Raw genomic sequence first — 14,807 nt, forward strand, 5'->3', positions numbered from 1 at the left:
CCTTCGCGAGCAAGCCCGCTCCCACAGGTTCCCACGTTGCGAGGTCAGTCGCGGAAGTTGTTGAACTGCAGCGGCATGTCGAACGTCTTGGCGCGCAGGGCCGCAATGGCTTCCTGCAAATCGTCACGCTTCTTGCCGGTAATACGTACCTGCTCGCCCTGAATGGCGGCCTGGACCTTGAGCTTGGCATCCTTGATGTGAGCGACAATTTTCTTCGCCAGCTCTTTGTCGATGCCTTCCTTGAGAACGGCTTCCTGTTTCATCAGCTTGCCCGACGCGTAGGCGTCTTTGACTTCAAGGCACTGCACATCGATTTTGCGCTTGACCAGGGCCAGCTTGAGGATCTCGATCATCGCTTCGAGCTGGAAATCAGCTTCAGCGGTCAGGTTGACGGCCAGGTCCTTTTCCTTGAACTCAAAGGTGCCCTTGCCTTTCAGGTCATAACGACGATCGAGTTCCTTGACGGCGTTCTCGACCGCGTTGGTGACTTCGTGTTTGTCCAGTTCGGATACCACGTCGAACGACGGCATGTAGTTTCTCCAATAAAAAGGCGCGCTCGATAGCGATGGAGCGCGCTTGGCTTGCGGTTAAAATCGGGCTCATTATAACGGGTCTTTCCCCACCGATACTGCGAGCCTCACATGCCTGCCTCAAACCGAGCAAAAAGCTGATGTCCACCACCTGGTATGTTCTGGGCGCCGGCAGCCTCGGCACGTTGTGGGCCACCCGTCTGGCGCGGGCCGGGGTTGCGGTCCGGCTGATCGTGCGTGACGAGCAACGCTTGCAGTCCTATCAAGCGGCCGGCGGTCTGACGCTGGTGGAACACGGTGTCGCAAAAACCTATGACATCCCCGGCGAAACGCCCGACGGCGGTGAGCCGATCAGCCGTCTGCTGGTGGCCTGCAAAGCCTACGACGCCGAAAAAGCCGTGGCCCGACTGGCGCCGCGCTTGGCCTCTGGCGCCGAGCTGATTCTGTTACAGAACGGCCTCGGCAGTCAGGATGCCGTTGCCGCGCGGGTGCCACAGGCGCGCTGCATCAGTGCGTCGAGCACCGAAGGCGCGTTTCGCGATGGCGACTGGCGCGTGGTGTTCGCCGGTCATGGTTACACCTGGCTGGGGGATGCCGGTCATCCGGTAGCGCCGATCTGGCTGGATGATTTGAGCGCCGCCGGGATTCCCCACGAGTGGAGCACCGAGATCCTGACCCGCCTGTGGCGAAAGCTTGCGCTTAACTGTGCGATCAATCCGCTGACTGTGCTGCACGACTGCCGTAACGGCGGTTTGCAGCAGCACCAGTGCGAAGTCGCCACCCTTTGCGCAGAACTGACCGACTTACTGGAGCGTTGCGGCCAACCGGCTGCCGCCGAACTCCTGCAACAGGAAGTCGAGCGGGTGATCCAGGCCACCGCTGCCAATTACTCCTCGATGTATCAGGATGTCGCCCATCAGCGCCGGACCGAAATCAGCTATCTATTGGGTCATGTCTGCAAAGTCGCGGCGCGGCACCAGTTGAACCTGCCGCACCTCAATCAGCTTGAGTCGAGGTTGATCGCTCATCTGCACAGCCTTGGATTGCCCAGCGACTGAGCAGCGGCTACGCTGGCCACTTGTTCCTTTTCAGCGATGAACCTGATGCCACTGCGCCAGCGCCTCGAAAACCTTCCCGTCGGCCAGAAACTGCTGGCCGCCCTGCTGGTGCTGTTGATCACCGTCCTGCTGGTCGCCAACCTGACCTTTATCAGCGCCGCGTATTACATTTCCCAGGAAAGCATGGCGCCCCAGGCCTTGCAGACCATCGGCAGACTGATCTCCAACCCGAGCCTGGTGTCCGACGCACTGAAGTCGCCACAAAGCGCCGATCGCCTGCTCAACGAACTCAACAGCTATTCACCGTTGCGTGCCGCGGCGCTCTACGACGGCAACGGCGAACGCCTGGCCCAGTTGCAGCATGGCGACAAGCTCAAGCTGCCCGAGCGCTACAAGCACATCGAAGCCTGGCAAGCCACGGAGTTTCGCAGCAATCAAATCATCACCCTGCCCCGCCCCGGCACCGATCCTGGCCACCTGCTACTGGTAGCCAGCAGCGAACTGCCGATGGCGTTCTACACCGGCACCCTGACCGCGAGCCTGGGGATTCTGATCTTCAGCGTACTGCTGTGGCTGGTGATCGCCCGGCAGATCAAACGCCTGATTACCCGGCCGATCCATGAACTCGAAGAGCTGTCCCGGCAGGTCACCCGCGAAGAGAACTACGCCTTGCGCGCCTCCCGGGGCAACCACGATGAAATCGGCAGCCTCGCCGAGGCGTTCAACACCATGCTTTCGCGCATTGAAGCCCGGGAGCAGCAGCTCAAACGCGCCCGGGACGACTCCCAGGCCGCTTACGATCAGGCCCAGGGCCTCGCGGAAGAAACCCGCCACACCAACCGCAAGCTGGAACTGGAAGTCCAGGTCCGGAGCAAGATCGAGAAGAAGCTCACCGGTTTCCAGAACTACCTCAACAGCATCATCGACTCCATGCCGTCGGCGCTGATCGCCCTCGACGAACAGCTCTACGTCACGCAATGGAATCAGGAGGCCAGCGCCCTGTCCGGTACGCGGCTGGATGAAGCGCTGAACCAGCCGATCTTCCTGGCGTTCGAACCGCTCAAGCCGTTTCTGCCGCAACTCAAGCAAACCGTCGAGCAGCACACCGTGGCCAAGATCGAGCGGGTGACCTGGTTCAAGGACGACGAACCCAAGCACTACGCCCTGACCTTCTACCCGCTGATGGGGGGTGCCGGGCGCGGCGTGGTGATCCGGATCGATGACATCACCCAGCGTTTGTCCCTGGAAGAAATGATGGTGCAGTCGGAAAAAATGCTCTCGGTCGGTGGCCTCGCGGCCGGTATGGCCCACGAAATCAACAACCCGCTGGGCGCGATCCTGCACAACGTGCAGAACATCCGCCGACGCTTGTCTACCGAACTGCCGAAAAACCTCGAAACCGCCGAGCAACTGGGGATCGAGCTGGACGTGGTCAACCGTTACCTGCAAGGCCGGGAAGTGCCACAGTTGCTCGACGGCATTCAACAGGCCGGCGCACGGGCCGCGAAGATCGTCACGCACATGCTCAGCTTCAGCCGTCGCAGCACCCGACAAATGGCCCCGTGCGACCTGCCGGCGCTGATCGATCAAGCGGTGGACATCGCCGGCAATGACTTTGACCTGGCCATCGGCTTCGACTTCAAGGGCCAGGCAATCATTCGTCAGTTCGACCCGGCGCTGGGCCCGGTGCCCGGCACCGCCAACGAACTGGAACAGGTGCTGCTCAACCTGCTGAAAAACGCCGCCCAGGCCATTCATCAACGTGAAGATGACAGCGAACCGGGGCGGATAGTCCTGCGCACCAAGCTCAATCCGCCGTGGGCCGAAATCCAGGTCGAGGACAACGGCATCGGCATGAGCGAGAACGTGCGCAAACGCACCTTCGAACCATTCTTCACCACCAAGGAAATCGGCCAGGGCACCGGCCTTGGGCTGTCGGTGTCGTATTTCATCATCACCAACAATCACAAAGGCCAGATGGAAGTGCAGTCGGCGCTCGGCCAAGGCACCTGCTTCACCCTGCGCCTGCCGCTGGCGCAACCGGCGGCCATTGCGGCCGAAACCAATCAGCTACCGAGGTAACCATGGGCTTTCGCTTGTCGAAGATTTACACCCGCACCGGCGACAAAGGCGAAACCGGCCTGGGCGATGGCCGCCGCGTGCCCAAGGATCATCCGCGGATCGAGGCGATTGGGGAAGTCGATACGCTGAACAGTCAGGTCGGCGTGTTGTTGGCCGGGTTGGCGGCGGAAAGTGATGCGTATCCGGGTTTGACTGAAGTGATCGAGGTATTGGCGCCGTGTCAGCATCGGTTGTTCGACCTTGGTGGTGAACTGGCGATGCCGGTGTATCAGGCGCTGAACGCAGCGGAAATTGAGCGGCTGGAAGCAGCCATTGATGTCTGGAATGAAGAGTTGGGCCCGCTGGAGAATTTCATTCTGCCGGGCGGTTCAGCGTTGATTGCCCAGGCCCACGTCTGTCGCAGCCTGGCCCGCAGTGCGGAACGGCGCTGTCAGCATTTGAATGCCGTTGAACCGCTGGCCGGGGTTGGCCTGGCGTATATCAATCGGCTGTCGGATTTGCTGTTTGTGGTGGCAAGGTTGATTGCCAAGCGTCAGGGGATTGCCGAGATTTTGTGGCAGCCAGCGGCCAAACCTTCAGATCTGTAGCGCCTGATCGGCCGCCATCGCTGGCAAGCCAGCTCCCACAGGGTTTTGGGTCGTTCACTAACACTGTGTTCACCAAAATACCTGTGGGAGCTGGCTTGCCAGCGATGAGGCCAGTGGCCTTTTACAAAGGTTCAGGCCAGAACGCGCGAATTCCCGCCACGCCTTGAGCCCCAGAACTCCAGGCCTTCTCCCGCTCCGCCGGGCCAACCCCGCCCAGCAGAAACACCGGTTTGCTAAACCCTTCGATCAATGTCGACGCCTGCTCCCAGCCCAGCGGTTGCGCATCCGGGTGCGTCAGCGTCGGTTGCACCGGCGACAGCGTCACAAAATCCACGCCCATCTGCTCAGCCAACGCCAACTCTTCAGCGTTGTGGCACGACGCCGCCAACCAGCGCTCCGCCGGCAACGGACGGCCTGCGGCTGCGTATTTACGCAACTGAGCAGAGGTGATGTGCCAACCGGCGGAAGGAAAATCGCCGAGCCATTCGAACGGCCCCTTGATCATCAGTTGCGCCTTGCCGGCACACAACCCGGCAGCATCCACCGCGAGGTCACGGTACTTGGGGTCGTAGCCGTTCGGTGCCCGCAACACAATCAACTTGATGCCACCGGCAATGGCTTTCTGGATACCGCGCAGCAAGGCCGGGGTTTCCAGATCTTCCGGGGTAATCAGGTACTCCGCCGGCAGCCGTGCGGCCGCAACGATCGGCTGGTTGGCCGCCGGGAACTCGTAGTTCAGCAGATCACGGGGCGCAACCCACTCCAACGGCTGGCCTTCAGCACCGTGAGGCTCGCCGGTAAATGCCGAGACTTCCCAGACGTCCAGCAACACCTGCTTGTCCGGGTAATCGTGTTGAACCTTGATCAGCGGTCGCGCTGCACCGACGACAATCCCCAACTCTTCCTGAAGTTCGCGTGCCAAAGCGGTTTCGACCGACTCGTCGGCCTCGACCTTGCCACCGGGAAACTCCCACAAACCGCCCTGATGCTGGGTATCGGCACGGCGGGCGATGAGGATCTTGCCAGCGCTGTCACGGATAACAGCGGCGGCGACGTGTACTCGTTTCACTGCGTTACCTCCTCCAGAGCGTCCTTCTGCCAAGCCTTGAAGGCTGGCCATTGGTAAATGGTTTCGACATAGGCTTCATCCACAGCAGGCAGCTTCACCTGATAAGTGCGCAGACGCACGGCAATCGGTGCGAAGAATGCATCGGCCAGGGTTGCACCGCCGAACAGGAACGGACCGGTTTCGGTGGCAACCGCGCGGCATTCAGCCCACAACGCCAGCATCCGCTCGATGTCTGCCTGAGCATCCGCCGGGGTCGAGGCCAGCGCTTCGTCACGGCTCAGGTCAAACGACATGTTGCTGCGCAAGCCAAAGAAACCGCTGTGCATCTGCGCGCAAGCCGAACGTGCCTGGGCACGGGCGGCGGTGTCTTTGGGCCAGAGACCGGCATCGGGAAACTGTTCAGCCAGGTATTCGGCAATCGCCAGCGAATCGGCGATAACGCCGTGTTCGGTTTTCAGCAGCGGGACTTTGCCGGTCGGCGAATGCTTGAGCAGGCGTTCACGGGTGTCCGGCTGGCCGAGCTTGATCAGTTCTTCGGTGTAGGGAGCACCGGCCAGATCGAGGGCCAGTGCACCGCGCAGGGACCAGGAGGAAAGCAGTTTGTCGCCGATGATCAGGTGCAGGCTCATGTTCGGGACCTTTTGATGGGGAATTCAGGCCAGAATCTCTAGCGTCTGGTAGTCCGTCTTCGCGGGCAAGCCTCGCTCCTACAGGGTATTGCGGTGTACACAAATCCAATGTGGGAGCGAGCCTGCTCGCGAATGGAGCGACTCGGTCTTACGTACGGTACTCGGCGTTGATCTTCACGTATTCGTGGGACAGGTCGGTGGTCCAGATGGTTTCGCTGCAATCGCCGCGGCCCAGTTCGATACGGATAGTGATTTCTTCCTGCTGCATCACCGCCGAGCCCTGGGCTTCGGTGTAGGTCGATGCGCGAGCGCCACGGCTGGCGATGCACACATCACCCAGGAACACGTCGATCTTGCTCACGTCCAGGTTCGGCACGCCGGCACGGCCGACGGCGGCCAGGATACGGCCCCAGTTCGGATCGGAGGCGAACAGCGCGGTCTTGATCAGCGGCGAGTGGGCCACGGTGTAACCGACGTCCAGGCATTCCTGGTGATTGCCACCGCCGTTGACTTCAACGGTCACGAACTTGGTGGCACCTTCGCCGTCACGCACGATGGCCTGGGCCACATCCATGCAGACTTCGAACACGGCTTGCTTGAGCTTGGCGAACAGTTCACCGCTGGCGCTGGTGATTTCCGGCAACGCGGCCTGACCGGTGGCGATCAGCATGCAGCAGTCGTTGGTCGAGGTGTCGCCGTCGATGGTGATGCGGTTGAACGACTTGTTGGCGCCGTCCAGCAACAGGTTTTGCAGCACCTCGCGGGAGACTTTGGCGTCGGTCGCGATGTAGCCGAGCATGGTCGCCATGTTCGGACGAATCATGCCCGCGCCTTTGCTGATACCGGTGACGGTAATGGTCACGCCGTCATGCTGGAACTGGCGGCTGGCACCTTTTGGCAAGGTGTCGGTGGTCATGATGCCGGTGGCGGCAGCTTCCCAGTTGTTTACCGACAGGTCGTCGAGGGCGGCTTGCAACGCGCCCTCGATTTTCTCGACCGGCAGCGGCTCGCCGATTACACCGGTGGAGTACGGCAGCACCAGGCTGGCATCGACGCCAGTCAGTTCAGCCAGTTTGGCGCAGGTGCGCTCGGCAGCCGCCAGGCCAGGTTCGCCAGTGCCGGCGTTGGCATTGCCAGTGTTGGTCAGCAGGTAACGCACCGGCCCTTGCACACGTTGCTTGGCCAGAATCACGGGAGCTGCGCAGAAAGCGTTCAGGGTGAACACGCCCGCGACCGTGGAACCTTCGGCACAGCGCATGACCACGACATCCTTGCGCCCTGGGCGCTTGATGCCGGCCGAGGCGATACCGAGTTCAAAACCGGCAACCGGGTGCAACGTTGGCAAAGGACCAAGACCAACAGCCATGAATGCGCTCCTTTAAAAATGATGTCAGCACCGTCATCAGGAAGACGGTGGGTTTAAATGGCAAAACGCCGCGACGGCTGATGCCGGTCGCGGCGCGGGTATTTCAGCGTTTGAAACGGGTTTTACTGGATCTGCCCGTGGCAATGCTTGAATTTCTTGCCCGAACCGCAGTAGCACAGTTCGTTACGGCCCAGCTTCTGTTCGTTGCGAACCGGTGCGACAGCCAAGGCTACGTCGACCTCTTCACCGAGCAGTTCCGGTTGTTCAAGACCTGGCGCTTCGTCATGCAGGAACTGCATACGCGCGGCCAGTGCCTCGGCTTCCTGACGCAGGCGTTGTTCCTCTGCTTCCGGATCTTCGCGGCGAACCTGAACGTGGGACAGTACACGGATCGAGTCGCGCTTGATCGAATCCAGCAGCTCGGAGAACAGCGTGTAGGACTCGCGCTTGTATTCCTGCTTCGGGTTCTTCTGAGCGTAACCACGCAAGTGGATGCCGTGACGCAGGTGGTCCATGGTCGACAGGTGGTCTTTCCACAGATCGTCCAGAACGCGCAGTACGATTTGCTTCTCGAAGCTGCGCAGCGCTTCAACGCCCGCCTGGTCTTCTTTCTCGTTGTACGCGGCGATCAGCTCGTGCATCAGCTTCTCGCGCAGGGTTTCTTCGTACAGGTGATCGTCTTCGTCGAGCCATTGCTGGATCGGCAGTGCCACGCCGAAGTCGCTCTGCAAGGTCGCTTCCAGACCGGCCACGTCCCACTGCTCTGGCAGCGACTGCGGTGGAATGTGCGCGCTGACGGTAGCGTTGAGCACGTCCTGACGGAAGTCGGCGATGGTTTCACCGATGTTGTCGGCGGCCAGCAACGTGTTACGCATGTGATAGATCACTTTACGCTGTTCGTTGTTGACGTCGTCGAACTCGAGCAGTTGCTTGCGAATGTCGAAGTTACGGCCTTCAACCTTGCGCTGAGCCTTCTCGATGGCGTTGGTCACCATGCGGTGCTCGATCGCTTCACCGGACTGCATGCCCAGGGCTTTCATGAAGTTCTTCACCCGGTCAGAGGCGAAGATGCGCATCAGGCTGTCTTCCAGCGACAGGTAGAAGCGGCTCGAACCGGCGTCACCCTGACGACCGGCACGACCACGCAACTGGTTGTCGATACGGCGCGATTCATGACGTTCGGAAGCGATCACCTGCAGGCCACCGGACTCCAGCACTTGCTGGTGACGTTTCTGCCAGTCAGCCTTGATCTGAGCGATTTGCTCAGGGGTCGGGTCTTCCAGGGATGCCACTTCCACTTCCCAGTTACCGCCCAACAGGATGTCGGTACCACGACCGGCCATGTTGGTGGCGATGGTCAGTGCGCCTGGACGACCGGCCTGGGCAATGATCTCGGCTTCCTTTTCGTGGAACTTGGCGTTCAGAACCTTGTGTTCGATGCCTTCTTTCACGAGCAGGCTGGACATGTGCTCAGACGTTTCAATGGTCGCAGTACCCACCAGCACCGGACGGCCCTGGGTCATGCATTCCTTGATGTCGGCGACGATGGCGGCGTACTTCTCGTCCGCGGTGAGGAACACCAGGTCGTTGTAGTCTTTACGCGCCAGCGGTTTGTTCGGCGGGATAACCATCACCGACAGACCGTAGATCTGGTGGAATTCGAACGCTTCGGTGTCTGCGGTACCGGTCATGCCGGACAGCTTGTTGTACAGACGGAAGTAGTTCTGGAACGTGGTCGAGGCCAGGGTCTGGCTTTCGGCCTGGATGTTCAGGTTTTCCTTGGCTTCGATGGCCTGGTGCAGGCCTTCGGACAAACGACGGCCCGGCATGGTACGACCGGTGTGTTCGTCGACCAGGACAACCTGACCGTCCTGCACGATGTATTCGATGTTGCGATGGAACAGCTTGTGCGCACGCAGACCTGCATAAACGTGGGTCAGCAGGCCCAGGTTATGCGCCGAATACAGGCTCTCGCCTTCAGCCAGCAGGCCGATACGGGTGAGCATTTCTTCGACGTACTGGTGACCGGCTTCGTTGAGTTCGACCTGGCGGGTCTTCTCGTCGACGGTGTAGTGGCCAGCCTTGGTAACTTCGCCTTCGACTTCTTCGATGTGCAATTCCAGCTGCGGGATCAGTTTGTTGATCTCGATGTACAGCTTGGAGCTGTCCTCGGCCTGACCGGAAATGATCAGTGGAGTACGGGCTTCGTCGATGAGGATGGAGTCGACTTCGTCGATCACGGCAAAATTGAGTTCGCGCTGGAATTTTTCTTCCATGCTGAACGCCATGTTGTCGCGCAGGTAGTCGAAACCGAATTCGTTGTTGGTGCCGTAGGTGATATCGGCGGCGTAAGCCAGGCGTTTCTCTTCCGGCGGCTGGAACGGCGTAACCACGCCGACCGTCAGGCCGAGGAATTCGTAGAGCGGACGCATCCAGTTGGCGTCGCGACGGGCCAGGTAGTCGTTCACCGTTACAACGTGCACGCCCTTGCCGGACAGCGCGTTGAGGTAAACACCCAGTGTTGCCACCAGGGTCTTGCCTTCACCGGTACGCATTTCCGCGATCATGCCTTCATGCAAGGTCATGCCGCCGATCAGTTGGACATCGAAGTGACGCATACCCATGACGCGCTTACCGGCTTCGCGGGCGACCGCAAAGGCTTCTGGCAGCAGCTTGTCGAGGGTTTCCCCTTTGGCGATGCGGGCCTTGAACTCGTCTGTCTTGGCACGCAATTGATCGTCCGAAAGGGCTACCATTTGCTCTTCGAAGGCATTGACGAATTGCACCGTCTTGAGCATGCGTTTGACTTCACGCTCGTTCTTGCTTCCAAAAAGTTTCTTTAACAAAGGCGCAAACATATCGGCAGGATCTTCCACACTAAAGGGATGGAGGGCGGCCCCGTGAGTCGCCCGTGCAGCCCTCATGGCCGCATGCGAACGAGCATTCTACCCGGAAACGATGGTGAGGAAAGTGGCGTTATTCCACGATGCATGCACTGCGCTGTTACGGGGCTCACTTAAAATAAGGGCTTTTTACTGAACTTCAACCCATTCACGGCAGAAGTTACTTGTTGATTTAATGGGTAAAGCGCTCGCAAAGCAATGGGTCAGGCTCATCGAGTGCTTTCTGCTACCATGGCCGCTCTGTTACTTCAGGTGTCTGATCATGGCATTTCGCCCTCTTACGGCCAGAGCACCCGCCGTTCTGCTTCGCGAAGCCAAACCGCTGAAAGCCATCTTCGGCCACGCTCAACGCCTGGGTCATTTACAACGTCTGCTGGAAAGCCAGTTGCAGCCCGCCGCCCGCGAGCACTGCCATGTAGCCTCGTGGCGCGAAGGCAGTTTGTTGTTGATCGTCACCGACGGTCACTGGGCAACCCGCCTGCGTTACCAACAAAAGCGTCTGCAGCGCCAATTACAGTTGTTTGATGAGTTTGCCAGCCTGACCCGGATTCTGTTCAAGGTGCAGCCGCCGACCGTTCAGCAGGGCGCGGCGGGGCATACCATCAGTTTGTCGATGGATGCGGGCGCGACGATTCAGGCGACGGCCGACGGCATCACAGATCCGAACCTGCGGGCGGCGCTGGAGCGCCTTGCGGCTCACGCCAAACCCAAGGACTGACACAACCCCTGCAGGAGCGAGGCTTGCCCGCGAAGCTTTTGGCGGTCTTGAAGGGCTCTTCGCGGGCAAGCCTCGCTCCTACACGCGGTCTAACATTCAACATCATTGTTGAATGACGCACCGCATTCGCGAGCAAGCCCGCTCCCACATTTTGACCGTGCCCGCTTGCTATCGGCGTTTGCTGCCGCCAAGCAACGAGCCCATCAACCCGCGCACCAACTGTCGGCCCAACTGATTAGCCGCCTGTCGCATCGCCGATTTAAGCGCCTGCCCCGCCGCCGTACCGAGGAATTCCCCGGCTTTGTCGGTGAAACTCGGCTCTTCTGGCGCAGGCTTACCCGCCGCCACCTCGGCTTCAGGCGCCAGACTCTTACGTGCCATCAGCACTTCATACGCCGACTCACGATCAATTGGTTTGTCATAACGCCCCTTGAACGGCGACCCGGCGATCAGCATCGTGCGCTCGGTTTCGGTCAACGGCCCGATCCGCGATTGCGGCGGTGCGACCAGCACCCGCTGGACCATCTCCGGCGTGCCCTTGTCCTGCAAGGTCCCGACCAGCGCTTCGCCAATCCCCAGCTCGGTCAACACCGACAAGGCATCAAACGCCGGGTTTGGCCGGAAGCCTTCAGCCACGGCGCGCAAGGATTTCTGCTCCTTGGTGGTGAACGCCCGCAAGCCATGCTGAACACGCAGGCCGAGCTGGGCCAGCACGTCGTCCGGCAAGTCCCCCGGTGATTGGGTGACGAAATACACGCCGACGCCTTTGGAACGAATCAACCGCACCACTTGCTCCAGCCGATCCTGCAACGCCTTGGGCGTGCCGGCGAACAACAAGTGCGCCTCGTCGAAAAACAACGCCAGCAGTGGTTTGTCCGCATCGCCGCGCTCCGGCAGTTGCTCGAACAGTTCAGCCAACAACCACAGCAGGAACGTCGCATAAACCTTCGGCGCTTCATGCACCAGACGGCTGGCATCGAGCAGGTGAATACGCCCGCGACCATCGGCGGCCGGTTGCAGAATGTCTTCGAGTTGCAGCGCCGGCTCGCCAAACAGCGCTTCGGCACCCTGCTGTTCCAGGGTTGCCAACCGCCGCAGCAGGGCCTGACTGGAACCAGTGGTCATTAATGCCGCATCGTCGCCCAACAATTGCGGGTTGTCCCGCAGGTGATTGAGCAGCGCTTTCAAGTCCTTGAGATCCAGCAGTAACAGGCCTTCGCGGTCCGCGACCTTGAACGCGGCGTACAGCGCCGACTGCTGGCTGTCGGTCAGTTCCAGCAGGGCGCCGATCAGCAACGGTCCCATTTCACTCAGGGTGGTGCGCAATGGATGACCGCTCTCACCGTGAATGTCCCACAACGTCACCGGATAGGCCTGCGGCGTGTAATTGAGCCAAGGCATCCCGGCGATCCGCTCGGCGACCTTGCCTTGCGGATTGCCGGCGGCACCGAGGCCGCACAGGTCACCTTTGATATCGGCCGCGAACACCGCCACACCTGCATCGCTAAACGCTTCGGCCAGACGCTGCAAGGTGACGGTTTTGCCGGTGCCGGTGGCGCCCGCGACCAGACCGTGACGGTTCGCCAGGCGCATGGCCTGGGTGATCGGCTGCCCCGCAAGGTCGGCGCCGATAACGAGTTGCGATGAGTCCGGCATTTTGTCACCCATGGTTAATCTTTGATCCTTCACGGCCGATAAAAAGAGGCGAGAGACCAGACTGAAAAGAGCGTCGGTAATTCCCTAAGGAGAGACGGAATATCAGCTTACTTTCACCACTGCCCGTTTGGCGCGTCTTTATAAAAGCACGCCCTGGACATTTAGACCTTAGCGGACACCCCAAGCCATGAACAAAAATCTGCGCTTCAGCCATAAAATCCTGCTTGCCGCCGCCCTGATCGTTATTGCTGCCTTTGCCTCGTTCACGTTGTACAACGACTATTTGCAACGCAATGCGATTCGCCGCGATCTGGACAACTATCTACAAGAAATGGGCAGCGTTACTGCCAAAAACATTCAAACCTGGCTGGCCGGTCGCAGCCTGCTGATCGAAAACCTGTCGCAAACCGTTGCACTGAACCCAGAGGCTGGCAACGTTGGCAGCCTGCTCGAACAAAAAGCGGTGAGTTCTACCTTTATGGGGGCGTTCCTGGGCAACAAGGATGGCACCTTCATTATTCGCCCGAACAGCAAGATGCCCGACGGCTACGATCCTCGCGTTCGCCCTTGGTACAAAACGGCCCAAGGTTCCAGCGGTTCGGCGCTGACTGAACCCTACATCGATATGGCCTCTGGCCAATTGGTGATCTCCATCGTCAACCGCGTCCTCAAGGACGGTCAGGACGTGGGCGTGGTCGGCGGCGATTTGAGCCTGCAAGTGATCGCCGACAGCCTCAACGCGCTGGACTTCGACGGCATGGGTTATGCCTTCCTGGTCAGCGCCGACGGCAAGATCCTGGTTCACCCGGACAAAGCGCTGGTGATGAAAACCCTCAAGGACGTCTACCCGCAAGACACGCCAGTCATCGGCAATCAACCGAGCGAAATCCAGGTTGATGGCAAAACCCGCATCGTGACTTTTACCCCAATCAAAGGGCTATCCTCGGTCAACTGGTACATCGGCCTCTCCGTCGACAAGGGCAAGGCGTTCGCCATGCTTAGCGAGTTCCGCACCTCGGCCATCATCGCGACCACCATTGCCGTGGCGATCATCATCGCCCTGCTCGGCATGCTGATCCGTATCCTGATCCAGCCGTTGCACGTCATGACCCGCGCCATGGAAGACATCGCTGACGGTGAAGGCGACCTGACCAAACGCCTGACCATCGTGAACCAGGACGAATTCGGCATCCTCGGCACCGCTTTCAACCGTTTCGTGGAGCGGATTCATACGTCGATTCGCGAAGTGTCCTCGGCCACCGGCCAGGTCAACGAAGTGGCGTTGCGCGTGGTCGCGGCCTCGAACTCGTCGATGTTCAACTCCGACCAGCAAGCCTCGCGCACCAACAGCGTGGCCGCCGCGATCAACCAACTCGGTGCCGCCGCCCAGGAAATCGCCCGCAACGCCGCACAAGCGTCGAATCAGGCCAGCGATGCGCGCAGCCTGGCCGAAGACGGTCAGCAAGTGGTGGATCGCAGCATTAAAGCGATGAATCAACTGTCGACCATGCTTAGCGCGTCGAGCACCAACATCGAGTCGCTGAACAGCAAAACCGTGAACATCGGCCAGATTCTCGAAGTGATCACCAGCATCTCCCAGCAAACCAACCTGCTGGCCCTCAACGCGGCCATTGAAGCGGCACGTGCCGGTGAAGCCGGGCGCGGGTTTGCGGTAGTGGCCGACGAAGTTCGTAACCTGGCGCACCGTACTCAGGAATCGGCGCAACAGGTGCAAACCATGATCGAGGAGTTGCAAGTCGGCGCCCGTGAATCCGTGAGCACCATGAGCGAAAGCCAACGCCACAGCCAGGACAGCGTGGAAATCGCCAACCTGGCCGGTGAGCGCTTGAACAGCGTGACGTTGCGCATCGGCGAGATCGACGGAATGAACCAGTCGGTGGCCACCGCTACCGAGGAACAGACGGCAGTGGTGGAGTCGATCAACGTCGATATCACCGAAATCAATACGCTGAACCAGGAAGGCGTGGAGAACTTGCATGCGACATTGCGTGCGTGTTCGGATCTGGAGCAGCAGGCTTCGCGGTTGAAGCAGTTGGTGGGTAGTTTCCGCATTTAAGATCAAAAGATCGCAGCCTGCGGCAGTTCCTACAGGGATACAGCCGCAGGTTGCGATCTATTTACTCCTGCCTCTGCGTCGTAATCCCGACCGAACATCTATTCCGGATAAAGGTCAACCAAGGGAGAACAA

At 60.0% G+C, this 14,807-nt stretch carries 11 protein-coding genes and 1 pseudogene; 6 read left to right on the forward strand and 6 right to left on the reverse strand.

All coding sequences use genetic code 11. The features are described from left to right. Nucleotides 1-44: 44 nt before the first annotated feature. A complete protein-coding gene (locus JFT87_RS26390) occupies nucleotides 45-530 on the reverse strand; it encodes a YajQ family cyclic di-GMP-binding protein (protein WP_201206175.1) in 486 nt (161 codons plus the stop codon). A gap of 140 nt (nucleotides 531-670) precedes the next feature. On the opposite strand from JFT87_RS26390, the gene JFT87_RS26395 reads away from it, so the two are divergent. The 3 genes from JFT87_RS26395 to JFT87_RS26405 are packed head-to-tail and all read left to right on the forward strand — an operon-like array spanning nucleotide 671 to nucleotide 4,257. Then, nucleotides 671-1,588 carry a putative 2-dehydropantoate 2-reductase gene (locus tag JFT87_RS26395; protein WP_201206177.1) on the forward strand — a complete coding sequence of 306 codons (918 nt, stop codon included), beginning with the start codon at nucleotides 671-673 and terminating at the stop codon, nucleotides 1,586-1,588. Between the two features lie 45 nt (nucleotides 1,589-1,633). Then, nucleotides 1,634-3,670: a sensor histidine kinase gene (locus JFT87_RS26400; RefSeq protein ID WP_201206179.1), complete on the forward strand. Its 2,037-nt coding sequence runs from the start codon at nucleotides 1,634-1,636 to the stop codon at nucleotides 3,668-3,670. A gap of 2 nt (nucleotides 3,671-3,672) precedes the next feature. Further along, nucleotides 3,673-4,257: a cob(I)yrinic acid a,c-diamide adenosyltransferase gene (locus tag JFT87_RS26405; protein WP_201206181.1), complete on the forward strand. Its 585-nt coding sequence runs from the start codon at nucleotides 3,673-3,675 to the stop codon at nucleotides 4,255-4,257. Nucleotides 4,258-4,378: 121 nt separating this feature from the next. On the opposite strand, the gene JFT87_RS26410 is transcribed toward JFT87_RS26405, so the two are convergent. The 4 genes from JFT87_RS26410 to secA all read right to left on the reverse strand — a co-directional run bounded on the left by JFT87_RS26410 (nucleotide 4,379) and on the right by secA (nucleotide 10,179). Continuing rightward, nucleotides 4,379-5,326: a Nudix family hydrolase gene (locus JFT87_RS26410; protein WP_201206183.1), complete on the reverse strand. Its 948-nt coding sequence runs from the start codon at nucleotides 5,324-5,326 to the stop codon at nucleotides 4,379-4,381. Further along, nucleotides 5,323-5,955 carry a glutathione S-transferase family protein gene (locus tag JFT87_RS26415; RefSeq protein WP_201206185.1) on the reverse strand — a complete coding sequence of 211 codons (633 nt, stop codon included), beginning with the start codon at nucleotides 5,953-5,955 and terminating at the stop codon, nucleotides 5,323-5,325. The genes JFT87_RS26410 and JFT87_RS26415 overlap by 4 nt, the downstream gene beginning before the upstream one ends. 148 nt (nucleotides 5,956-6,103) lie before the next feature. Further along, a complete protein-coding gene (argJ, locus tag JFT87_RS26420; protein ID WP_201206187.1) occupies nucleotides 6,104-7,321 on the reverse strand; it encodes a bifunctional glutamate N-acetyltransferase/amino-acid acetyltransferase ArgJ in 1,218 nt (405 codons plus the stop codon). A 122-nt stretch (nucleotides 7,322-7,443) separates the two neighbouring features. Further along, nucleotides 7,444-10,179, reverse strand: a complete 2,736-nt coding sequence (gene secA, locus JFT87_RS26425; protein WP_201206189.1) for a preprotein translocase subunit SecA — start codon at nucleotides 10,177-10,179, stop codon at nucleotides 7,444-7,446. Nucleotides 10,180-10,486: 307 nt separating this feature from the next. Between secA and JFT87_RS26430 the strand changes: the two genes are divergently transcribed. Next, a complete protein-coding gene (locus JFT87_RS26430) occupies nucleotides 10,487-10,942 on the forward strand; it encodes a DUF721 domain-containing protein (RefSeq protein WP_201206191.1) in 456 nt (151 codons plus the stop codon). Between the two features lie 168 nt (nucleotides 10,943-11,110). On the opposite strand, the gene JFT87_RS26435 is transcribed toward JFT87_RS26430, so the two are convergent. After that, nucleotides 11,111-12,598 carry a helicase HerA-like domain-containing protein gene (locus JFT87_RS26435; protein WP_201206767.1) on the reverse strand — a complete coding sequence of 496 codons (1,488 nt, stop codon included), beginning with the start codon at nucleotides 12,596-12,598 and terminating at the stop codon, nucleotides 11,111-11,113. 187 nt (nucleotides 12,599-12,785) lie between these two features. Here JFT87_RS26435 and JFT87_RS28970 point away from each other — a divergent pair. Both JFT87_RS28970 and JFT87_RS28975 read left to right on the forward strand, forming a co-directional pair. After that, nucleotides 12,786-13,817: pseudogene (locus tag JFT87_RS28970) on the forward strand (HAMP domain-containing protein); the annotation flags it as partial. A gap of 93 nt (nucleotides 13,818-13,910) precedes the next feature. Beyond that, entirely contained in the window at nucleotides 13,911-14,675 is a 765-nt protein-coding gene (locus JFT87_RS28975) for a methyl-accepting chemotaxis protein (RefSeq protein WP_446739751.1), read from the forward strand. The last annotated feature ends 132 nt before the right edge of the window (nucleotides 14,676-14,807 follow it).

The sequence above is a fragment of the Pseudomonas sp. TH15 genome, from assembly GCF_016651105.1.
Classification (GTDB): Bacteria; Pseudomonadota; Gammaproteobacteria; order Pseudomonadales; family Pseudomonadaceae; genus Aquipseudomonas.